The organism is Variovorax ureilyticus, from assembly GCF_037889935.1.
Taxonomy (GTDB): Bacteria; Pseudomonadota; Gammaproteobacteria; order Burkholderiales; family Burkholderiaceae_C; genus Variovorax; species Variovorax ureilyticus.
In genome coordinates this window covers 53,025-73,055 of the sequence record NZ_JBBKZU010000010.1, presented here as the reverse complement: position 1 = coordinate 73,055, position 20,031 = coordinate 53,025, and the positions used below count along the sequence as shown (strand labels likewise).

Below are 20,031 nucleotides of genomic sequence, written 5' to 3'. Positions count from 1 at the left end.
AAATCAAATTCGGGAATAATCGAAACAGGCCAGGGACCGGCATGTTGCGACGCAAAAAGCCGCGATTCAACAGTGAAGGTAACAGATGATCAAGATTGGAATTGTGGACGACCATGCCATCGTTCGCTCCGGGTTGCGGCAGTTCTTTTCCGAGCATGTCGACTTGCGCGTGGTGGGTGAAGCCGCGAGCGGGCGCGAGGCGATCGAACTGGTTCGCACCACCGAACTCGATGTGCTCGTGATGGACCTTTCCATGCCGGGGCAAAGCGGCATCGATGCGCTTGCGATGATCCGCGCGAAGGCACCAGATGTCGGGATCCTCATCCTCAGTGGCTATCCCGAAGAGCACTACGCGATGAACCTCATCCGCCAGGGTGCGAGCGGGTATCTCAACAAGGAGTGCGATCCGATCGAGATCGTGAACGCGATCCGCACCATCTCGCTGGGTCGCCGCTACATCACCCCCGCCGTTGCTGAGCTGCTCGCGCGCCAGCTCGATCGCAAGGATGACGCCGCACCGCACGAACAGCTTTCGGAGCGGGAGTTCCAGGTGTTCCTCAAGCTCGCCAAGGGAGAGACCGCCGGGGACATCGCGAAGACCTTGTCCCTGTCGGTGAAGACCGTCAGCACGTATCGCACGCGGTTGATGGAGAAGATGAATCTCTCGTCCAACAGCGACCTCACCTACTACGCGCTGAAGAACAAGCTGATCGACTGAATCGGCCGCTTGCGGCGCGGTCAGTTTCGGCTGGCCGTCTGCCGCAGCGCAGTGGACTGGGCAATGCAGAAATCGATCAACCCGTCGATTTCGTTCGACTTGTCGAAGACCGCATCGACCCCGAATTGCGCGCACCGCTTGCGGATGTCCGGCGTCGCATAGTTGCTCAGCACCACCACCTTCTGACCGGGGCGCCGCGACATGCAGGCCTGGAGGACTCCCAGTCCGCTTCCCTGCTTGAGGAACAGGTCGATGATGGCAAGTTCCCACTCGTCGGTGTTTTCGCTCAGCCATTGCGTCGCCTCGGCTTCCGTCTCTGCGAAGCCGATCGTCGAAATGCACGTGAGCTCTTCCAGAGTGCCGACGAGATTCTCTCGGATCGTGACGTTGTCTTCGACGATGTAGGTTTTCAATCTGGGGTCCATGAGAACCGCTTGCCCCTTGCGAGCCTGGCTACGAACTTGCTTGCCCCAAGGAAAGCTGCCGTTGCAAATGCTACGGAATATTGGGCCTCATGATGCAGGGAACCGCGTCCAGCCGCTGTAGGCTTGTTCTTACGAGTGTTGCTTGGAAGCCGCATTCGTAGGCCTGTCCTCACAGGGCTTTGCGGCGCGATCCCGACGCGGCAGTGGCGCCTGCCCTCATAACCTGCTCCTACGGGCCGCGCATGCGGCGTTGATTCAACCAGAGCGTGTGGGGGAGCCCTGAAATGCAGATTCTGTGGAGCTACGTCGCCTTCGGTGTGCTGATGCTGATGGCTGCGGTCACTGTCGCGGGAGGCGAGGCGGCCGCTGCGGAGTTGAAGCTGGCGGAAGCCGCGACCAGGGCCGCTGTCGCCGGGGCGGTCTGCCTTCTATCCGGGCCTGAAGCCGCCCTGTCGTCGGCGAGCGCCGCGATGGGCGTCGACTGAGGTTCAGCTCAGCCGGCCGGCCGATGACCGCACACGCTGCATCCCGGATCGCGCGCGACACGCAGGCTGTCGAAAGCCGAACGCCGGCCATCGAACATCAGCAGGCTGCCGGCGAGAGAGGGGCCGATTCCCGCCAGTAGCTTGAGCGCCTCGTTGGCCTGCAAGGTGCCGATGGTGCCGACCACCGGCGCGAAAACGCCGAGCACCGCACATCGCGTCTCCTCGAAATCGGCGTCGGGCGGAAAGATGCAGGCGTAGCAGGGGGAGGCCGCATCGCGCGTGTCGTAGACGCTCAGCTGTCCGTCAAAGCGGATCGCCGCGCCCGCGACCAGGGGTTTGGCATGGGCCACGCAGGCGCGATTGACCGCATGGCGGGTCTGGAAGTTGTCGCTGCAATCGACGACCACGTCCGCTTCGGCGACAAGCCTGGAAAGAAGTTCGTCATCGGCCCGCAGCTTGACGGCTTCGATCACGATGTCCGGGTTGATGGCGCGCATCGCGTCTGCCGCCGAATCGACCTTGGACATGCCCACGCGCGCGGTGGTGTGTGCGATCTGCCGCTGGAGATTGGTCAGGTCGAGCTCGTCATGGTCGACCAGCGTGATGCGGCCGACACCCGCCGCGGCGAGATAGAGCGCGACCGGCGATCCCAGGCCGCCGGCGCCGATGACGAGCGCGTGCGCCGCACTGACGCGCGCCTGCCCGTCGATGCCGAACTCTTCGAGGAGGATGTGGCGCGAATAGCGCAGGAGGTGTTGGTCTTCCATGCGCCGTGCGAGACGCCCCGGGGGCCCGGCCCGGTGCCGGGCCGCCCGAGGGTCAGTTTTCCTTCTTCTCTTCCTTGTTGTCGACGATCACCTGCGTCTTGCTCACGAGCACCGGCTGGCCCTTGAGGCGGTTGAACGCCTGGACCAGCGGGAAGTCCTGGTCGGAGCCGAACTCCGGAACCTTGCGGTCCTGCGGCGGCTTCTTGGCCTCTTCCTCGAGGCGCTTGCGGGCTTCGTCGCGTGCCTTCTCGCGCTCGGAATCCTTGACCTCGGGGCCCTGGCCACTGGCCAGATGCTTTTCGAGGTCGGCTTCGCGCATGCGCAGGGCGGCGTACGGGCTGCCTTCGGCGCTTTCGTCGACCAGCACATTGGGCACGATGCCCTTGGCCTGGATCGAGGCGCCGCTCGGCGTGTAATAGCGGGCGGTCGTGATCTTGAGGCCAGTGTCGGGGCCGAGCGGTCGAACCGTCTGCACGGAGCCCTTGCCGAAGGTCTGGCTGCCCATCACCGTGGCGCGCTTGTGGTCCTGCAGCGCCCCGGCGACGATTTCGCTGGCGGAGGCGGAGCCTTCGTTGACGAGCACCACGAGCGGCACGGTCTTGAGCGCTGCCGGCAGGCCGCGCAGCGGGTCGCTGCCGGCGCGGCGCTGGTAGAACTCGGGCGCGGCCTTGTAGACGGCCTTGCTCTCCGCCAACTGGCCATCGGTCGAAACGACGGTCACGTTCTCGGGCAGGAAGGCGGCGGAAATCGCGACCGCAGCGTCGAGCAGGCCGCCCGGATCGTTGCGCAGGTCGAGCACGAGGCCCTTGAGGTTGGGCTCCTGCTTGTAGATTTCCTCGACCTTCTTGACGAAGTCGTCGACCGTGCGTTCCTGGAACTGCGACAGGCGAATCCACGCATAGCCCGGCTCGAAGACCTTGCCGCGCACCGATTGGGTGCGGATTTCCTCGCGCGTGATCGTCACCGGGAAGGTGCGGTTCTCGTCCTTGCGGTAGATGGTCAGCAGCACCTTGGTATTGGCCTCGCCGCGCATGCGCTTGACGGCTTCGTTGAGCGTGAGGCCCCGCACGGCGGTGTCGTCGATCTTGGTGATCAGATCGTTCGGCTTCAGGCCGGCGCGGAAGGCCGGGGAACCTTCGATCGGCGAGACGACCTTGACGAGGCCGTCTTCCTGAGAGATCTCGATGCCGACGCCGACGAAGCGGCCGGTCGTGCCTTCGCGAAATTCCTTGAACGACTTCTTGTCGAAGTACTGAGAATGCGGATCGAGTCCGGCGACCATGCCCGAGATGGCGTCCGAGATGAGCTTCTTCTCGTCGACCGGCTCGACATAGTCGGTCTTGACCATGCCGAACACCGCGGCGAGCTGCTGCAGTTCCTCCAGAGGCAGGGGGGCCAGCGAACCGCGCGCGACGGTTTGCAATGACACCGTGGTCAGCGCGCCGGCAACGGCGCCTGCGGCGATCCAGCCGCCAATTTTCAGTTTCTGGCCCATGTGTAAGAGTCCTTGTCGCCTGTCAAATCAATATACACAGCTTGGAAGCTACTTGTCTGTCCGGGTTCCGTGAATGACTCGAACTCTGGAGGAATTTGCTCAACCTTTTTTGCCTTGCGCCGCGACCGCTGCTGCGGCCTTTTCGGCGGCATCCGCATCACCGAGGTAATAGTGGCGCAGCGGCTTGAGATCATCGTCCAGTTCGTAGACCAGAGGAATTCCGTTGGGAATGTTCAGGCCCACGATCGCGTCGTCGGAGATCCCGTCCAGGTACTTGACGAGCGCGCGGATGGAGTTGCCGTGCGCGGCGACCACCAGGCGGCGGCCGGCGCGGATTGCCGGCGCCATGGACTCGTTCCAGAAGGGCAGCACGCGCGCGACCGTGTCCTTCAGGCACTCCGTCAGCGGAATCTGTTCCGGCGACAGCTTGGCGTAGCGCACGTCCGTCCGCTCGCTGCGCGGGTCGTTGGACTCGAGCGGTGGCGGCGGCGTGCCGTAGCTGCGGCGCCAGACCAGGACCTGCTCGTCCCCGTATTTCTTGGCCGTTTCCGCCTTGTTCAGGCCCTGGAGGGCGCCGTAGTGGCGTTCGTTCAGGCGCCATGAATGCACGACCGGGAGCCAGGTGCGATCGAGCTCGTCGAGCGTGTGCCAAAGGGTGCGGGTGGCACGCTTCAGGACGCTGGTGTAGGCCACGTCGAAGTCGTAGCCCTCCGCCTTGAGCAGTCGGCCGGCCTGTTTGGCCTGTTCGACGCCGGTGGCGGTCAGGTCGACGTCGGTCCAGCCGGTAAAGCGGTTTTCGAGATTCCAGGTCGATTCGCCATGGCGGATCAATACCAGTTTGTGCATGAGGGAAGCCTTTGGGAACGCGGTCGGAAACCCGACATTCTAAAATCCAGGGTTTGCCACTCAAGGAACACCGTGAAATTCATCGTCGACAACTGGATGCTCATCCTGATCGCACTGGCCTCGGGAGGCATGCTCTTCTGGCCGATGCTGCGCGGGGCCAGCAGCGGCTCGCTGACGGCGCAGGGGGCGGTGCAGTTGATCAATCGCGAGCGTGCCGTGGTGGTCGATGTCCGGGAGCCGGAGGAGTTTGCCGCAGGCCATGTGACCGGCGCCAAGAATGTGCCGCTCAGTGAACTCGAACAGAAGCTCCCCGGCGCGGTGAAGAACAAATCGTTGCCTTTGTTGCTGATCTGTGCCTCCGGCGCACGGGCGCAGCGCGCAGTGGCAACGGCCAAGAAGCTGGGCTACGAGCAGGCCCAAGCGGTCTCTGGCGGACTCAAGTCCTGGAAAGAGGCTAACCTGCCGGTTGAAAAAGCCTGAACTCCCCAGACTTACGACCCATGCAAGCCGTCAAGATGTACACCACCGCCGTTTGCCCATACTGCATTCGCGCGAAGCAAATCCTCAAGTCCAAAGGCGTGGAGCAGATCGAAGAGATCCGCATCGACAGCGACCCCCACGCGCGCGCCACGATGATGGACGTTACCCAGCGCCGCACCGTGCCGCAGATCTTCATCGGTGACACGCACGTCGGCGGTTGCGACGACCTGATTGCGCTCGATGGCCGCGGCGGACTGATGCCGTTGCTCCACGGCGCCTGAGCCGTCGTTTCCACGGGCGATAATCGCCCGCTACATCCAGAAGCCCGCTCTGGGATTTTCCCGGGCGGGCGTTGTTTTGACCCTAGAAAGTTCAGCCATGGCCGACCAGCAAGCACAAGATCCCGTCTTTCAGATCCAGCGCGTCTACCTGAAGGATCTCTCGCTCGAACAACCCAATTCGCCGGCCATCCTGCTCGAACAACAGCAGCCGACCGTCGACATCCAGCTCGGCGTAGACGCCCAGCCCGTGACCGACGGCATCTTCGAGATCACCGTGTCGGCCACCGTGCAGACCAAGATCGGCGAGAAGACCGTGTTCCTGGTCGAGGCCAAGCAGGCCGGCATTTTCGAGATCCGCAACCTGCCCGAAGAGCAGATGGGCCCGATCCTCGGCATCGCCTGCCCGCAGATCGTGTATCCCTACCTGCGCGGCAACGTCGCCGACGTGATCCAGCGCGGCGGCTTCCCGCCGGTGCACCTCGCCGAGATCAACTTCCAGGCGATGTTCGAGCAGCAGCAGGCGCAGGCAGCGGCCAACCAGGCTTCGCCGATCATCACGCAGTAATCCGCAACTGCGCTTGCGCCGCCGATGAAAGTCTGCGTGCTCGGCGCCGGCGCCTGGGGTACGGCGCTGGCGGTCAACGCTTCCGGACGTCACGCGGTCTCGCTATGGGCCCGTGATGCCGTCCAGGTGCAGGCCATGTCGGCGGCGCGCGAGAACGCGCGCTACCTGCCCGGTGTCGCACTTCCTCCCTCCATCGCCATCACGTCCGGCGACCCGCTCGCTGCGGCGAAGTCTGCCGATCTCGTCATCATCGCCACGCCGATGGCCGCGTTGCGCGAGCAACTCGGCCTGCTCGACGGGGTGTCCTGTCCAGTCGCCTGGCTCTGCAAGGGCGTCGAGCCCGCGCTTGCCGGGTCCGGGGGCGAAGGCCTGCTGGCCCACGAAATCCAGGCCCAGGTTGCGCCCCGGCTCGCCGCCGGCGTCCTGAGCGGGCCCAGTTTTGCGCTGGAAGTGGCACAGGGCCGGCCCACGGCGCTTGTCGCCGCGAGCCCCCATGCCGATGTGCGCAAGGCGCTGGTGGACGCTTTTCACGGCCCGGCCTTGCGGGTCTACGCGAACGACGACATCGTCGGCGTCGAGGTGGGTGGTGCGGTCAAGAACGTCCTTGCGATCGCGACGGGGCTGGCCGACGGGCTGTCGCTGGGCCTGAATGCCCGGGCGGCGCTCATCACGCGGGGCCTTGCCGAGATGACGCGCTTCGGTGTGGCGCTCGGCGCCCGTGCCGAGACCTTCATGGGGCTTTCCGGTCTCGGCGATCTCGTCCTGACCGCCACCGGCGACCTGTCGCGTAACCGCAAGGTCGGCCTTTTGCTGGCGCAGGGCTACACGCTTTCCCAGGCGGTCGATTCGCTCGGTCACGTGGCCGAAGGCGTCTATTGCGCTCGCACCGTGGTGCAGCGTGCGCGCCATCTGGGTGTCGAGATGCCGATTTCGGCCGGCGTGGTCGCGCTGCTCGATGGACGTGTGCGGCCCGCGGAAGCCGTCGCCGAACTCATGGCGCGCGAGCCCGGCAGCGAATCTGCCTGAGCGCCGCCCGGCCGCCCGAAGGCGCTTGCACCACAGTGCGGCGCTTACCCAATGAGCCCCGGCGAGGGCTCAGGCCGGCGTATACGCCAGCCGCACGTAGATCGGCGCGAAGGCTTCGGCCTGGGTGATGTCGATCAGCGTTTCCTTCGCGAGCTCGAGCATCGCGATGAAGGTGACGATCATCACGGGCGTGCCGCGCGACACGTCGAAGAGCTTTTCGAACTCGACGAACTGCCGCCCCTGCAAGTGGCGCAGCACGATGCTCATGTGCTCGCGCACGCTCAGTTCCTCGCGCGAGATCTTGTGGTGCTGCACCAGCTTCGCACGCTTGAGGATGTCGGCCCAGGCTTCGCGCAGGTCGACGACGTTGACGTCCGGGAAGCGCGGCTTCAGCGATTGTTCGATGTAGACCTGGCCCTTCCAGAAGTCGCGGCCCGCCTGCGGCAGCGCGCTCAGCGAGGCGGCCTGGAGCTTGGTCTGCTCGTATTCGAGCAGCCGGCGGACCAGTTCCGCGCGCGGATCCTCGGCTTCCTCGCCGTCGGCCGTCTTCTTGGGCGGCAGCAGCATCCGCGACTTGATCTCGATCAGCATCGCCGCCATCAGCAGGTACTCGGCGGCCAACTCGAGGTTGGTCTGGCGGATTTCGTCGACGTAGCTCAGGTACTGCCGCGTCAACCCCGCCATCGGGATGTCGAGGATGTTGAAGTTCTGCTTGCGGATCAGGTAGAGCAGCAGGTCCAGCGGGCCCTCGAAGGCCTCGAGGAAGACCTGCAGCGCCTCGGGGGGGATGTACAGGTCGTTCGGCAGCGCGAAGAGCGGCTCGCCGTACAAGCGGGCGAGCGCGACCTGGTCGACCACCTCGGGCATCGGCGGCACGGGAGCCGTGCCCTCGTCCGCGGTGACCGCGTCGGGCGTCGAAAGGGCGTGCTCATCCGCTTCGGCGCCGTCGCCTTGGCGGCGGCCCCCGGTAGCCGGTACGGCCCGGATGGTCACTTACTTGGCTTGGGTCTGGTAGACGTAGGGCTGCTGCGCCACCCGCGCTTCGCTGAATTCTTCCTGCAGGCCGGCGTCGAGGTGCTTGTCCCACAGCAGCGCACGGCCGGCGCGCTGCTCGGCTTCGAGGGTCGGCTTCTTCTCCTTCATCTCTTCGATGAAGTTGGTGATCTCGGAGGTGTAGTGCGGGCGGGCGAAGATGGGCATGGCGATTGAACCTTTGGCGGCGGATTTTACCGGGTGGATTCCGCCTTGAAGCCGGCTGTGGCATGCGCTAGCGTGGCGGCTCCCAACAACCAAGGAGCCTAGTCGATGAAACGCCGCTACACGATCTTCCTTGCTTCGACGTTTGCCGCCGCCGCGCTGGTGGCCGCCTGCACGACCGGCGGCTCGTCCGCGCCGCAGAACAAGATGAGCTTTTTCATCACGAGCGCGAACCCGGGCAAGGGCGGGGACTTCGGCGGACTTGCGGGCGCCGACCGGTATTGCCAGAGCCTGGCCGAAAGCGTCGGCGCGGGCGGTCGCAGTTGGCGCGCGTACCTGAGCACGACCGCCACGGCCGGCAGTCCGGCGGTGAATGCCCGCGATCGCATCGGCAACGGGCCATGGGTCAACGTGAAAGGCGTGACGATCGCCAAGAACCTCGACGAACTGCACGGCACCAACAACCTCGACAAGCAGACGGGCCTGACGGAAAAGGGCGAGATCGTCAGTGCGAGCGGCGACCCCGTCAACAACCACGACATCCTGACGGGCTCGATGCCGGATGGCCGTGCCTCCACCGATACCAGCAAGGACACCACCTGCGGCAACTGGACCAAGAGCGGCGAGGGCTCCGCCATCGTCGGCCACCACAACCGCATGGGCACGAACGCGCCGCCGGCGGCGATGTCCTGGAACTCCTCGCACGCCACACCGGGCTGCAGCCTGGAAGCGTTCAGGAAGACCGGCGGCGCAGGGCTGATGTACTGCTTCGCGGCGAACTGAGCGCGACGGCTAGACTGACCGCCCCGTGCAATATCCTGGGACGGTATGGCGCCATCGAGAATCCGCCGGGGCCTCGCGCCCCTTCTGCTGCTGACCACCATGTTCTGGCTTTTTGGTTGTGACCCGAAGCGCATCAGCGAACTGGAGGAGGGCGTCTCCACCGAGGCCGACGTGCGGTCGCGATTCGGCGAGCCCGAGAACGTGTGGGACACGCCCGCCGGCCGCGTCTTCGAATACAACCGCCAGCCGCAGGGCCAGAAGAACTACATGATCACCATCGGCGCCGACGGCAAGATGAGCGCGCTGCGGCAGGTGCTCACGCCGGAGAACTTCGCCAAGGTCACGCCCGGCATGCCGGTGGAAGAGGTGCGGCGGATGCTCGGCAAGCCCGCCAGGCGCACGCCGTATCCGCTCAAGCAGCAGACCGAATGGGACTGGCGCTGGGTCCAGCCGCCGAATTCGCCAATGGTGTTCACCGTGACCGTCGATGATGCGCAGCGCGTGGTGAGCGCCGGCTCTTCGCCCGACCGCGGCGTCGAGGCGAACTAGGACGGATCCGCGCGTTCTCCCGCGATGTTCAGGTCGCGCAGCCAGCGCCACAGCGTGGACCGGCTGACGCCGAGCTGCCGCGCCGCGCGCTGGCGGTTGCCGCCCGCGAGCCGCATCGCTTCGAGCACGTGGTCCCGCACCGGCGGCGTGCCCGCGGGATGCCGTTCGAACAGCTCGGGGCAGTCATGCCGCAGGTCGTCGTAGCGGATGTCCTCCACGCGGTCGAACTGCAGCAGGAACACCGCCACGCGCTCGCAGATGTTTTCCAGTTCGCGGACGTTGCCGGGCCACTCGCCGGCCAGGAAGTGCGGCAGGAGCGGGGCAAGTGCGCGGGCCGCGTCGAGCCGGGACCCGAGCCGCTGGAGGCAGCGCGTGGCGTGCGCCTGCGCGAGCAGCGCGATGTCCTGTCCGCGTTCGCGCAGCGGCGGGACGGTGAGCCGCAGCGTGTTCACGCGGTAGTACAGGTCCTGGCGAAAGCGCCTGGCCGCGATCATCTCTTCCAGCGGCTGGTGGGTGGCCGCGATCACGCGCACGTCGACCGGCACGGGCGCGGTCGCGCCCAGCCGGGTGATCTCGCGCTCCTGCAGCACCCGCAGCAGGCGCGTCTGCAGCGACAGCGGCATGTCGCCGATCTCGTCCAGGAACAGCGTGCCGGTGTGCGCCGCCTCGAACAGGCCGCGCTTGCCGCCGCGCCGTGAACCGGTGAACGCGCCTTCCTCGTAGCCAAACAGCTCGCTTTCCAGCAGCGTTTCGGGAAAGGACGCGCAATTGACCACGACGAACGGGCGGTCAGCCCGCGTGCTGTCGTTGTGGATGGCCTGCGCGAAAAGCTCCTTGCCGACGCCGCTTTCGCCGGCGATCAGCACGCCGAGGTCTGTCTTCGCGTACCGGCGCGCCGTGTCCATCGCGCGCACGAAGCCAGGGCTCTCGCCGATGAGGCTCGCAAATCCGTGCCTGGCGCTGTTCTGCTGGCGGCGTTGCTGCATGCGAAGACTGGTGTCGGCTTCCTGGATCCGGCGCGCGTCGTACAGCGTGAGCGCGGCGCCCACGAGTTCGCCGTGTTCGCGGATCGGCGTGCGATTGGCAATCCAGTCGCGCCGGGCATAGCGCAGCACGACCGATCGCTCCTCGGCGCCGCCGTCGAGCGTGGCTTGCAGCGACAGCTCGGGCTCCACCAGTTCAAGCTGCTGGCCCAGCAGGCGCCGCTGCTTGTCGAGCACCCGCTGCATCGCCGGGTTGACCGCGATGATGCGGTGATCGCGGTTCACCGCCAGCACCGCTTCCTGCAGGTTGTGCAGCACGCCGTTGAGCTGCTCGTAGCGCCCGGCTTCCAGTCGTGCCACGCGCGCAAGCTCGATCGCGTCCTCGAAGCCCTTGCGGATGCTGTCGAGCGAATAGGCGAGGAGGGCGTGCAGCCCGGCTTCCTCGGCCAGTTCGACCACGAGGCTGGAGCCGACGATGACCTCGAACCCATCGCGCCGCAGTTGCTCGAAACGCTGCCGCGCATCGTCGGGCGTCTGGTAGGCGTATTGCGTGATCTCGATGTTGAGCAGGTCCTTCACAGCGTCGAGTTCGGGAATGGTCTGCCCGTACATCACCACGCCCACGCGGCTGGAGATGCGCCGCGCCTTGATGAGCGCCTGCAGCAGGTCGAAGCCGCCCAGCTGGATGGTCGCCACCGGCGCCTCCAGCCCCGCGCGCAGGATGCTCGCGTTCGACCCCGCGCTGACGAAGGCATCGACCATGCCGCGCTCCAGTCGGTCGCGCGCGATCGCGAGCGCGCCGCCGAAGGTGCCGTCGACCACCTCGATCTCCGCGCGGCCGGTGTACTCCGCGACCACGGGCATCGCGAATTCGCGGATCTGCCGGTAGCTCAGGAAGCACAGGCGCGGCAGGCGGGCGCGGCTGTTTTGAGGAATGGTCATGTCTCAATGAAACAGAGTTATGTTTCAAAAGTGTCTCACAAGACGCCATTATGTCGTGGTCAAAATAGAAAAGTCGTTGTAAATCAAGGGTTTGCGAACCATCAGCCAGGTTGGCACGGCCGCTGCAATATAGGTGTCAAACCGTTCTATGGAGACCCCGAACTTGGCACTCGAACACATCACCGTGCTGGACCTGACCCACATGCTCTCGGGTCCCTACGGCACCATGCTCCTGGCAGACCTCGGCGCGCGAACCATCAAGGTCGAGCCGCCCGGCACCGGTGAGGGCACGCGCAGGCTGCTCGAAAACGACCCGGACTACGCGCGGGACGGCATGGGCGCCTACTACCTCACGCTGAATCGCAACAAGCAGAGCGTCTGCGTCGATCTCAAGAGCGAGGCGGGCAAGGCGGTGTTCCTCGATCTCGTACGCCATGCCGACGTGGTGTTCGACAATTTCAGCGTCGGCGTCACCGGGCGGCTGGGCATCGACCACGCATCGCTCGTGCAGGTGAATCCGCGCATCGTCACCTGCTCCGTCACCGGCTTCGGCCAGACCGGCCCGGAAACCCAGCGTCCCGCCTTCGACCAGGTGGTACAGGCCATGGGCGGCGGCATGTCGATCACCGGCACGCCCGAGACCGGCCCCACGCGCAGCGGCATCCCGATCGGCGACCTCGGGGGCGGCATGTTCGGCGCGATGGGCGTGCTGGCGGCGCTCGCCGAGCGCGAGCGCACCGGGCGAGGCCAGCATGTGGACATCTCGATGCTCGACGCGCAGATCTCGCTGCTCAACTACATGGCCACCATGCACCTGATGTCCGGCCATGTGCCGGCGGGCATCGGCAACGGGCACTTCGTGCATGTGCCCTACAACAGCTATCCGACGGCGGACGGGCACATCATCATCGCGTGCATCGGCGATGCCTTCTTCGAGCGCTTCGTCGACTTCATCGACCTGCCCGCGCTGCGCAAGCCCGAGTACCGGCAGCAGCCGGTGCGCTTGGCGGCGAAGGCCGAGATCGACGAGATCGTCGGCGCCGAACTGCGCAAGCATTCCACTGCCCATTGGCTGGAACGCCTGCGTGCGGCGCGCATTCCGTGCGGCCCGGTCAACAACTTCGCGCAGGCGCTCGATGACGTGCAGGTGCGCGCGCGCGACATGGTGGTCGAAGTGCCGCTTCAGTCGGGCGAGAAGCTGCGCATGCCGGGCAACCCGATCAAGCTGTCCGCAGCGAAGCCGGCGGCCTTCACCACGCCGCCCGCGCTCGGCGAGCACACGCGCAGCGTGCTGGCCGAGGTGGCCGGCTATTCGGCCGAACAGATCGATGCGCTCGGCCGCGATCGCGTGATCGCCTGAGGCCGGCCATGGAGCGAATCCACATCACCGACGTTGCACCGCGCGACGGCTTGCAGAACCAGCGCGTGCCGGTGTCGACCGACGCCAAGCTGGCGCTCGTCCGCCTGCTCGCCGAAGCCGGCGTGCAGAGCGTGGAGGCGACCAGCTTCGTCTCGCCCAAGGCGGTGCCGCAGATGGCCGATGCTGCCGAACTGGTGCCGCGCCTGACGGCGGCATTGCCCGATCTGCGTTGCTCGGTGCTCGTGCCCAACCTCAAGGGGCTGGAGCGCGCGCACGCGGCCGGCGCGCAGGAGATCGCGGTGGTGCTCTCCGCCACCGAGACGATGAACCTCAAGAACATCAACATGGGACTGGCGCAAGCCACCGAGGTCAGCGAGCAGACGCTGGCCGCCGCGCACCGCCTCGGCCTGCGCACCCGCGCCTACGTGGCGGTCGCGTTCGACTGTCCCTTCGAAGGCACGACGCCGCTTGCCGAGGTGGTGCGCCTCGCCGCGCGCATGCATCAGGCCGGCGCGGACGAGATCGTGATCGCCGACACCATCGGCTCGGCATCGCCGGCCCAGGTGAAGGCGCGTTTCGCCGCGCTGCGCGAGGCGGTGCCCTTGGCGAAACTCGCGGTGCATCTCCACGACACGCGCGGCATGGCGGTCGCCAACGCCTGGGCGGCGCTGGAAGCCGGCGTGCGCCGCTTCGATGCGAGCGTGGGCGGCATCGGCGGCTGTCCCTTCGCGCCGGGCGCAGCCGGCAACGTCGCCACCGAAGACCTCGTGCTGATGGCCGCGCAGAGCGGCTTCGAGACCGGCATCTCGACCGACCGCCTGATCGACGCGGTGGACTTCGCCGAGTCGCAGCTCCAGCGTCCGCTCGGCGGGCGCGCCATCCCCTGGCTGCGACGGCAGCGCGAGAAGGCGCGCCAGCCGAAGGAAGCCTGAACACGCACCTCATCCCATGAACAGAAAGAGACAAGCCAAGATGCACAGCCCCATGACTTCCACCCGCCGCGCCACGATCGCGGCGCTCGCCGCCCTTGTCGCCACCGCCGGATGGGCGCAAGGCAACGACGCGAAGTTCCCGCACAAGCCCGTCACGCTCGTCGTGCCCTATGCGGCGGGCGGCGGCACCGACATCGTCGGCCGGCTCATGGCGCAGAAGCTGACCGAGCTCTGGGGCCAGTCGGTGGTGGTCGAGAACCGCACCGGCGCCAACGGCGTCATCGGATCGAGCTACGTCGCCAAGGCCGCGCCCGACGGCCACACCCTGCTGCTGGTGGTCGGCTCGCATGCGATCAATCCGGTGCTGATGAAGAGCATGCCCTACGACACCGCGCATGCCTTCACGCCCGTGACCAACATCGCGAGCTCGCCGATGGTGCTGGTCGCGGCGGCGAACGGCCCGTACAAGACGCTGAACGATGTCGTGAAGGCCGCCCGCTCGGAGGAACTGGCCGTCGGCTATTCCGAAGGGCAGACGCGCCTGACCGGCGAGCTCATCCGGCAGTCCGGCCATTTGAAGCTGAGCGGCGTTCCGTACAAAGGGGGTGCGCCGATCATGGTCGACATCATCGGTGGCCATCTGCCGCTGGGCGTCACCAGCGTGCTGACGGCACTGCCGCACGTGCGCTCGGGCGCGCTGCGCGTGGTCGGCGTGGCGGCAGACCAGCGCATGGCGATCTTTCCCGACGCGATGACCTTCAAGGAGGCCGGGCTGAAGGAGGTCGAGTCGCTCAACTGGTACGGCATGTTCGGGCCGGCGAACATGCCGGCGGCCATCGTCACCCGCATCAACGAGGACTTGCGCAAGGTCGCTGCCGATCCGGCCGTCGTCAAGCAGATGGATGCGCAGGGCGCGCAACTGGTGCTCACGCCGCCGGCCGAGTTCCGCAAGTTCCTCGCGGGCGAGACCGAAAAATGGTCGCTGGTGGCGCAGCGCGGCGGCATCCAGCCCGAATAGCGCATGGCCCGCACGAATTTCACAATGACAACGGAGACAAGAGAACCATGACAACCCACTACCTACGGACGCCCCTGCGATTCGCCCTGCGGGCCCTGGTCGTGTTCGCAACCGTCGCGAGCGTCGCCGCGCCCGCGTCGGCGGACGACTATCCGACCAAGCCGATCCGCCTGATCGTTCCCTTCGCGCCCGGCGGCGTGACCGACACGGGCGCGCGCCTGGTCGCCGACCGTCTCGGCCAGCGGCTGGGGCAGCAGGTGGTGGTCGACAACCGGCCCGGCGCGTCCGGCAACATCGGCACGCAGATGGCCGCCGTCGCGCCGCCGGACGGCTACACGCTGGTGGTGGGCTTCGACGGCACGCTGGTCATCAATCCGCATGTCTACGGCAAGGTGCCCTTCGATCCGGTGAAGGACTTCGTGCCCGTCAGCAAGATCGGGGATGCGGCGCTCATCATCGTGACGCATCCCTCGGTGCCCGCGAAGACCTTCGAGGAGCTGGTGGCCTATTCGAAGTCGAACCCGGCCGGCGTGTCGTACGGCAGCGCCGGCACCGGCAGCACGCCGCATCTTGCGGGCGAACTCCTCAAGGTGCGCACCGGCGCCAACTTCGTTCACGTGCCCTACAAGGGCGGCGGCCAGGCGATGGCGGATGTGGTGGGTGGCACGCTGCCGATGCTCTACACCGCGGTGGCCGGGGCCTATCCCTTCGTGCAGAAGGGGCAGGTCAATGCCATCGCGGTGTCGAGCACCCAGCGCCTCGCGTCACTGCCCAAGGTGCCGACCGTCGCGGAGTCGGGTGTTCCGGGCTTCGAATCCAGCTCTTGGATCGGCATCCTCGCGCCGGCGAGGACGCCGCAGTCGATCGTCGACAGGCTGCAGCGAGAGATCCATGCGGTCGTCCATACACCTGAAGTCAAGGAGCGGCTGGCGGCGCTGGGCATCACCGCATCGGGCAACACCTCCGCCGAGTTCGGGCAGCAGATCCAGTCCGACCTGAAGCGTTACGCCGAGATCGTGAAGACGGCGAACATCAAGGTGGACTGAGCGTTCAGGCGTCGTCCGCCTCGTCGCGCGGCATGCCGGACGCGAGTTCGTCCGCGAAGCCGGAGCGGACGATCGTCTCCAGCGGCTGCGGCTGCAGCGACTCGATGCTGAGCGCACCACCGCGCGCGAGCACCGCCTTGTGCAACTGCCGCAGCGCGTCGAGGCCGGTGGCGTCGAGCAAGATCAGGTGCATCGCGTCGAGCACCACCGTCATGCCGCGCGGTGCGCGCTCGACCGCCTGGACCGTCTCGTCCAGCTTCGCGGCGGCGCCGAAGAACAGCGCGCCGTAGAGCCTGAAGGTGAGGACCGGCGGCTCCAGCGAGACCATCTCGACGTTGAACAGCCCGCTCATGCGCCGGATGAAGAGCGCGCAGGCGAGCACAATCCCCGCTTGCACGGCGACGGTGAGATCGAACACCACCGTGAGGAAGAAGGTGCCCAGCATCAACAGGCGGTAGTGGCGGCTGAAGCGCCGCAGCATGTAGGGCGAGAACTCGCGCCATTCGCCCATGTTCCAGCCCACGGAGACCAGGATGCCGGCCAGCACCGCGAGCGGCACATGCTGCGCGAGCGGCGCCGCAACGAGCACCACCGCCATCAGCGTGATCGCATGCACGATGCCTGCGATCGGCGACGTGGCCCCGGCCCGCACGTTGGTCACGGTGCGCGCGATGGTGCCCGTCGCCGGCATGCCGCCGAAGAAGGGCACGATCGTGTTCGCGATGCCCTGGGCCATCAGTTCCTGGTTGGGATCGTGGCGCGGCAATCCGCTCACCTGGTCCGAGACGCGCGCGCACAGCAGCGACTCGATCGCGCCCAGCGCCGCGATGGTGAGCGTCGGCGTCACGAGCTGCTTGACCGTCTCCCACGAGAAATCGGGCAGTTCGAACGCCGGAAGGCCCTGCGGGATGCCGCCGAAACGGGTGCCGATGGTCTCGACATGCAGGCCGAATCCATACGACACCAGCGTCAGCGTGACCAGCGCGACGATCGGCCCCGGCACGCGCGAACTCACCTGCGCCGTCCGCGTGTTGGCGAAGCGGCCGAGCACGATGCGCACCGTCTGGCCGACCCGCGTCTTCTCGCGCAGCAGATGCGGCCATGTGAACAGGCCGGCGAGGCAGGCCAGCCCGAGGCCGAAGGCGTAGGGGTTGAACGTGTCGAGGTTCGTCGCCAGCGTGTGAAGCTGCGAGAACATGTCCGCGGGCATCTTGTCGATCGACAGCCCGAGCCAGTCCTTGATCTGCGAGATGAGGATCAGCGCCGCGATGCCGTTGGTAAAGCCGATCACGATGGACACGGGCACGTAGCGCACCAGCGTGCCGAGCCGGAACAGGCCCAGCAGGAACAGCAGCACGCCGGCGCACGCGGTGGCGATCAGCAGGTTCGCCACGCCGTAGCGCTCGACGATGCCGTAGACGATCACGATGAAGGCGCCCGCGGGTCCGCCGATCTGCACCGACGAGCCGCCGAGCGCGGAGATGAGGAAGCCCGCGACGATCGCGGTCCAGATGCCGGCCTCGGGCTTCAGTCCGGATGCGATCGCGAAGGCCATCGCGAGCGGCAGGGCCACGATGCCCACCGTCGCGCCCGCGCCGACATCCTTGAGGAATCGTTCCCGGTTGTAGCCCGCGAGCGCGTCGATCAGCCGGGGACGAAACGGAGGGAGCTTCGGGCGCGGAGTCATGGGCGCTATTGTGGACGCGCCCCGCGGCGAATTCGCTAATCCGAGTCGCCGGGCAGCACCGCATCGGCAGCGGCGCCCACCGCCTTGCCGGCGATGCGCGCGGTGCCGATCGCGGCATCGGCCGCGAGTCCGACCGCGCCGGCGCCCACGCTCACCGCGGTGCTCGTCACGGTGACCGCCGCGCCCGCGACCGCGCAGCCCGTCAGGACCACGGTGCCCCCGAGCACGACCAGCAAGGCGATCCGACGCAGCATCACCTGACTCGCATGCCGGGGGTGGCGCCCGGCCAGGGTTCGAGCACGTAGATGCCCGGCGTCGCCTTCTCGTCCGCGTGGCTGGCGGCCAGCACCATGCCCTCGGAAACTCCGAACTTCATCTTGCGCGGCGCCAGGTTCGCGACCATCACGGTGAGCTTGCCTACGAGCTGCTCGGGCTGGTAGACCGAGGCGATGCCCGAGAACACGTTGCGCGTCCTGCCTTCGCCGACGTCGAGCGTGAGATGGAGCAGCTTGGTCGAGCCTTCGACCTTCTGGCATTCCACGATCTTCGCAATGCGCAGGTCGATCTTCGCGAAATCGTCGATCGTGATCGTCGGCGCGATGCCTTCGCCGCCAGGCAGTTGCGTCGCGGCCGGGGCCTCGGCCGCGGGCTCCGGCAGCTCGAACAGCTGGTCGAGCTGCTTGGCATCGACGCGCTGCATCAGGTGCTTGTAGTCATTGATCGGGTGGCCCGCGCCGAGCAGCTTGCCGGCGTCGGCGGAGACCAGCGGCGCGGTGCCCAGGAAGGCTTCGACCTGCGCCGCAAGCGCCGGAAGCACCGGCTTCAGGTAGATCGTGAGCAGGCGGAAGGCCTCGATGCAGGCGGTGCACACGTCGTGCAGGCGTGCATCCATCCCTTCCTTCTTCGCGAGCTCCCAGGGCTTGTTCTGGTCGACGTACTCGTTGACCTTGTCGGCCAGCGCCATGATCTCGCGCAGTGCGCGTGCGTAGTCGCGGGTGTCGTAGAGCGTCTGCATCGGCGCCGAAGCCGCTTGCAGCGCCGACAGCAGCGCGGTGCCGTCCGCCGACACCGCACCCAGCTTGCCGCCGAAGCGCTTGGCGACGAAGCCCGCCGCGCGGCTCGCGATGTTGATGTACTTGCCGATCAGGTCCGCATTTACGCGGGCCATGAAGTCTTCGGCCGTGAAGTCGACGTCTTCCACCTTGGCGTTGAGCTTGGCCGCGATGTAGTAGCGCAGCCACTCGGGATTCATGCCGATCGAGAGGTACTTGAGCGGATCGATGCCGGTGCCGCGGCTCTTGCTCATCTTCTCGCCCGAGACCGTGATGAAGCCGTGCACGTTGACCTGGTTCGGCGTCTTGCGGCCACTGAACTGCAGCATCGCGGGCCAGAACAGCGTGTGGAAGTAGACGATGTCCTTGCCGATGAAGTGCACCTGCTCCACGGAGGGATCGGCCACGAAGTCGTCGAAGCTCTGTGCGGTGCGCGAGGGCTCGTGCCAGTGCTTGGCCGCCTGGCCCTTGTCGAAGTGGCTCTTCAGGCTCGCGAGATAGCCCACCGGCGCGTCGAGCCAGACGTAGAAGTACTTGCCCGGCGCGTCGGGGATCTCGATGCCGAAGTAGGGCGCCTCGCGCGAGATGTCCCAGTCGGCCATGCCGGCTTCGAACCACTCGCTGGCCTTGCGGGCCATCTCGGGTTGCAGCTTGCCGTCCTGCGTCCAGGTCTTCAGGAAGTCCACCACCTTCGGGTCGGACAGCTTGAAGAAGAAGTGCTCCGAGCTGCGCAGTTCGGGCGTGGCGCCCGTCAGCGTCGAATACGGGTTGATGAGTTCCGTCGGCGAATAGACGCTGCTGCACACTTCGCAGGCGTCGCCGTACTGGTCCTTGGCGTGGCACACCGGGCACTCGCCCTTGATGTAGCGGTCGGGCAGGAACATGCCTTTGACCGGGTCGTAGAACTGCTCGATGGTGCGCGTGGCGATCATGCCGCCGGCCTTGAGCTTCTTGTAGATGCCTTGGGCCAGTTCGGTGTTCTCGGCGCTGTCGGTCGAGTGCCAGTTGTCGAAGCGGATGTGGAATCCGTCGAGGTATTCCTTGCGGCCCGCGGCGATCTCGCCGACGAACTCCTGCGGCGTCTTGCCGGCCTTTTCGGCCGCGATCATGATCGGCGCGCCGTGCGCGTCGTCGGCACCCACGAAGTGCACCATGTGGCCCTGCATGCGCTGGAAGCGCACCCAGATGTCGGCCTGGATGTATTCCATGATGTGGCCGACGTGGAACTTGCCGTTGGCGTAGGGCAGGGCGGTGGTGACGAAGATTTTGCGCTGGGACATATCGCGAGGGCGCTTTCGGGGGAGATCAGAAACAGGCTGGCCCGGAGTGCGGCGGCGGCCGCCGGGCCGGCGGAAGGACACGCATTTTAGGTGGCGGGGCTATAGTCGTCCCGC

General features: G+C 66.6%; 22 protein-coding genes. 12 read left to right on the top strand and 10 right to left on the bottom strand.

Features of this window, described 5'->3' with window-relative positions:
- Positions 1–85 precede the first annotated feature (85 nt).
- Positions 86–718, top strand: coding sequence for a response regulator (locus WKW77_RS21920; protein ID WP_028249172.1), 633 nt, complete (start codon positions 86–88; stop codon positions 716–718).
- Positions 719–738: 20 nt separating this feature from the next.
- On the opposite strand, the gene WKW77_RS21915 is transcribed toward WKW77_RS21920, so the two are convergent.
- Positions 739–1,143 (bottom strand): response regulator, encoded by a 405-nt coding sequence (locus tag WKW77_RS21915; protein WP_340358995.1) that lies wholly within the window; start codon positions 1,141–1,143, stop codon positions 739–741.
- A 284-nt stretch (positions 1,144–1,427) separates the two neighbouring features.
- Here WKW77_RS21915 and WKW77_RS21910 point away from each other — a divergent pair, with 284 nt between their 5' ends.
- Positions 1,428–1,628 carry a hypothetical protein gene (locus WKW77_RS21910; protein ID WP_340358994.1) on the top strand — a complete coding sequence of 67 codons (201 nt, stop codon included), beginning with the start codon at positions 1,428–1,430 and terminating at the stop codon, positions 1,626–1,628.
- Positions 1,629–1,636: 8 nt separating this feature from the next.
- Here WKW77_RS21910 and WKW77_RS21905 read toward each other — a convergent pair whose 3' ends face one another.
- The 3 genes from WKW77_RS21905 to gpmA all read right to left on the bottom strand — a co-directional run bounded on the left by WKW77_RS21905 (position 1,637) and on the right by gpmA (position 4,736).
- Complete coding sequence (locus WKW77_RS21905) at positions 1,637–2,395, bottom strand: HesA/MoeB/ThiF family protein (RefSeq protein ID WP_340358993.1); 759 nt, start codon at positions 2,393–2,395, stop codon at positions 1,637–1,639.
- Positions 2,396–2,447: 52 nt separating this feature from the next.
- Positions 2,448–3,890 carry a S41 family peptidase gene (locus tag WKW77_RS21900; protein ID WP_340358992.1) on the bottom strand — a complete coding sequence of 481 codons (1,443 nt, stop codon included), beginning with the start codon at positions 3,888–3,890 and terminating at the stop codon, positions 2,448–2,450.
- 99 nt (positions 3,891–3,989) lie between these two features.
- A complete protein-coding gene (gene gpmA / locus WKW77_RS21895) occupies positions 3,990–4,736 on the bottom strand; it encodes a 2,3-diphosphoglycerate-dependent phosphoglycerate mutase (protein WP_340358991.1) in 747 nt (248 codons plus the stop codon).
- Between the two features lie 72 nt (positions 4,737–4,808).
- Here gpmA and WKW77_RS21890 point away from each other — a divergent pair, with 72 nt between their 5' ends.
- The 4 genes from WKW77_RS21890 to WKW77_RS21875 all read left to right on the top strand — a co-directional run bounded on the left by WKW77_RS21890 (position 4,809) and on the right by WKW77_RS21875 (position 7,088).
- On the top strand, positions 4,809–5,216 hold the full coding sequence (locus WKW77_RS21890; RefSeq protein ID WP_340358990.1) for a rhodanese-like domain-containing protein: 408 nt from the start codon (positions 4,809–4,811) through the stop codon (positions 5,214–5,216).
- A 20-nt stretch (positions 5,217–5,236) separates the two neighbouring features.
- Positions 5,237–5,497, top strand: coding sequence for a glutaredoxin 3 (grxC, locus tag WKW77_RS21885; RefSeq protein ID WP_340358989.1), 261 nt, complete (start codon positions 5,237–5,239; stop codon positions 5,495–5,497).
- Positions 5,498–5,594: 97 nt separating this feature from the next.
- Entirely contained in the window at positions 5,595–6,062 is a 468-nt protein-coding gene (gene secB, locus WKW77_RS21880) for a protein-export chaperone SecB (protein WP_093163698.1), read from the top strand.
- Positions 6,063–6,086: 24 nt separating this feature from the next.
- The gene (locus tag WKW77_RS21875) at positions 6,087–7,088 is read left to right on the top strand and encodes an NAD(P)H-dependent glycerol-3-phosphate dehydrogenase (RefSeq protein ID WP_340358988.1); all 1,002 of its coding nucleotides are present in this window, start codon (positions 6,087–6,089) and stop codon (positions 7,086–7,088) included.
- A 69-nt stretch (positions 7,089–7,157) separates the two neighbouring features.
- Here the strand turns inward: WKW77_RS21875 and WKW77_RS21870 are convergent, their stop codons facing one another.
- Positions 7,158–7,955 carry a segregation and condensation protein A gene (locus tag WKW77_RS21870; protein ID WP_340359197.1) on the bottom strand — a complete coding sequence of 266 codons (798 nt, stop codon included), beginning with the start codon at positions 7,953–7,955 and terminating at the stop codon, positions 7,158–7,160.
- 126 nt (positions 7,956–8,081) lie between these two features.
- Positions 8,082–8,288, bottom strand: a complete 207-nt coding sequence (locus tag WKW77_RS21865; RefSeq protein WP_340358987.1) for a DUF3460 family protein — start codon at positions 8,286–8,288, stop codon at positions 8,082–8,084.
- 105 nt (positions 8,289–8,393) lie between these two features.
- Here WKW77_RS21865 and WKW77_RS21860 point away from each other — a divergent pair, with 105 nt between their 5' ends.
- Positions 8,394–9,068: a hypothetical protein gene (locus WKW77_RS21860; RefSeq protein ID WP_340358986.1), complete on the top strand. Its 675-nt coding sequence runs from the start codon at positions 8,394–8,396 to the stop codon at positions 9,066–9,068.
- Between the two features lie 99 nt (positions 9,069–9,167).
- Positions 9,168–9,617, top strand: coding sequence for an outer membrane protein assembly factor BamE (locus tag WKW77_RS21855; protein ID WP_340359196.1), 450 nt, complete (start codon positions 9,168–9,170; stop codon positions 9,615–9,617).
- Here the strand turns inward: WKW77_RS21855 and prpR are convergent.
- On the bottom strand, positions 9,614–11,542 hold the full coding sequence (gene prpR, locus WKW77_RS21850; protein ID WP_422823242.1) for a propionate catabolism operon regulatory protein PrpR: 1,929 nt from the start codon (positions 11,540–11,542) through the stop codon (positions 9,614–9,616). The genes WKW77_RS21855 and prpR overlap by 4 nt on opposite strands.
- Positions 11,543–11,705: 163 nt before the next feature.
- Between prpR and WKW77_RS21845 the strand changes: the two genes are divergently transcribed.
- From WKW77_RS21845 to WKW77_RS21830, 4 genes are read left to right on the top strand one after another with little or no spacing between them, the layout of a single operon-like run.
- A complete protein-coding gene (locus WKW77_RS21845) occupies positions 11,706–12,902 on the top strand; it encodes a CaiB/BaiF CoA transferase family protein (RefSeq protein ID WP_340358985.1) in 1,197 nt (398 codons plus the stop codon).
- A gap of 8 nt (positions 12,903–12,910) precedes the next feature.
- Positions 12,911–13,834 (top strand): hydroxymethylglutaryl-CoA lyase, encoded by a 924-nt coding sequence (locus tag WKW77_RS21840; RefSeq protein ID WP_340358984.1) that lies wholly within the window; start codon positions 12,911–12,913, stop codon positions 13,832–13,834.
- Between the two features lie 52 nt (positions 13,835–13,886).
- Positions 13,887–14,852 (top strand): tripartite tricarboxylate transporter substrate binding protein, encoded by a 966-nt coding sequence (locus WKW77_RS21835; RefSeq protein WP_340358983.1) that lies wholly within the window; start codon positions 13,887–13,889, stop codon positions 14,850–14,852.
- A 47-nt stretch (positions 14,853–14,899) separates the two neighbouring features.
- The gene (locus WKW77_RS21830; protein WP_340358982.1) at positions 14,900–15,898 is read left to right on the top strand and encodes a Bug family tripartite tricarboxylate transporter substrate binding protein; all 999 of its coding nucleotides are present in this window, start codon (positions 14,900–14,902) and stop codon (positions 15,896–15,898) included.
- A gap of 4 nt (positions 15,899–15,902) precedes the next feature.
- Here WKW77_RS21830 and WKW77_RS21825 read toward each other — a convergent pair whose 3' ends face one another.
- From WKW77_RS21825 to metG, 3 genes are read right to left on the bottom strand one after another with little or no spacing between them, the layout of a single operon-like run.
- On the bottom strand, positions 15,903–17,585 hold the full coding sequence (locus WKW77_RS21825) for a SulP family inorganic anion transporter (protein ID WP_340358981.1): 1,683 nt from the start codon (positions 17,583–17,585) through the stop codon (positions 15,903–15,905).
- Between the two features lie 35 nt (positions 17,586–17,620).
- A complete protein-coding gene (locus WKW77_RS21820) occupies positions 17,621–17,839 on the bottom strand; it encodes a hypothetical protein (protein ID WP_340358980.1) in 219 nt (72 codons plus the stop codon).
- Positions 17,839–19,917, bottom strand: a complete 2,079-nt coding sequence (metG, locus tag WKW77_RS21815; RefSeq protein WP_340358979.1) for a methionine--tRNA ligase — start codon at positions 19,915–19,917, stop codon at positions 17,839–17,841. Before metG ends, WKW77_RS21820 begins: the two co-directional genes overlap by 1 nt.
- Positions 19,918–20,031: the final 114 nt, after the last annotated feature.

Coding starts and splice junctions, on each gene's coding strand:
- secB (WP_093163698.1), top strand. CDS start 5,595: ATGGCCGACCAGCAAGCACAAGATCCCGTCTTTCAGATCCAGCGCGTC.
- grxC (WP_340358989.1), top strand. CDS start 5,237: ATGCAAGCCGTCAAGATGTACACCACCGCCGTTTGCCCATACTGCATT.
- WKW77_RS21920 (WP_028249172.1), top strand. CDS start 86: ATGATCAAGATTGGAATTGTGGACGACCATGCCATCGTTCGCTCCGGG.
- WKW77_RS21840 (WP_340358984.1), top strand. CDS start 12,911: ATGGAGCGAATCCACATCACCGACGTTGCACCGCGCGACGGCTTGCAG.
- WKW77_RS21835 (WP_340358983.1), top strand. CDS start 13,887: ATGACTTCCACCCGCCGCGCCACGATCGCGGCGCTCGCCGCCCTTGTC.
- WKW77_RS21905 (WP_340358993.1), bottom strand. CDS start 2,395: ATGGAAGACCAACACCTCCTGCGCTATTCGCGCCACATCCTCCTCGAA.
- WKW77_RS21825 (WP_340358981.1), bottom strand. CDS start 17,585: ATGACTCCGCGCCCGAAGCTCCCTCCGTTTCGTCCCCGGCTGATCGAC.
- WKW77_RS21830 (WP_340358982.1), top strand. CDS start 14,900: ATGACAACCCACTACCTACGGACGCCCCTGCGATTCGCCCTGCGGGCC.
- WKW77_RS21860 (WP_340358986.1), top strand. CDS start 8,394: ATGAAACGCCGCTACACGATCTTCCTTGCTTCGACGTTTGCCGCCGCC.
- WKW77_RS21915 (WP_340358995.1), bottom strand. CDS start 1,143: ATGGACCCCAGATTGAAAACCTACATCGTCGAAGACAACGTCACGATC.
- gpmA (WP_340358991.1), bottom strand. CDS start 4,736: ATGCACAAACTGGTATTGATCCGCCATGGCGAATCGACCTGGAATCTC.
- WKW77_RS21875 (WP_340358988.1), top strand. CDS start 6,087: ATGAAAGTCTGCGTGCTCGGCGCCGGCGCCTGGGGTACGGCGCTGGCG.
- WKW77_RS21900 (WP_340358992.1), bottom strand. CDS start 3,890: ATGGGCCAGAAACTGAAAATTGGCGGCTGGATCGCCGCAGGCGCCGTT.
- metG (WP_340358979.1), bottom strand. CDS start 19,917: ATGTCCCAGCGCAAAATCTTCGTCACCACCGCCCTGCCCTACGCCAAC.
- WKW77_RS21865 (WP_340358987.1), bottom strand. CDS start 8,288: ATGCCCATCTTCGCCCGCCCGCACTACACCTCCGAGATCACCAACTTC.
- prpR (WP_422823242.1), bottom strand. CDS start 11,542: ATGACCATTCCTCAAAACAGCCGCGCCCGCCTGCCGCGCCTGTGCTTC.
- WKW77_RS21855 (WP_340359196.1), top strand. CDS start 9,168: ATGTTCTGGCTTTTTGGTTGTGACCCGAAGCGCATCAGCGAACTGGAG.
- WKW77_RS21820 (WP_340358980.1), bottom strand. CDS start 17,839: ATGCTGCGTCGGATCGCCTTGCTGGTCGTGCTCGGGGGCACCGTGGTC.
- WKW77_RS21870 (WP_340359197.1), bottom strand. CDS start 7,955: ATGCCCGAGGTGGTCGACCAGGTCGCGCTCGCCCGCTTGTACGGCGAG.
- WKW77_RS21910 (WP_340358994.1), top strand. CDS start 1,428: ATGCAGATTCTGTGGAGCTACGTCGCCTTCGGTGTGCTGATGCTGATG.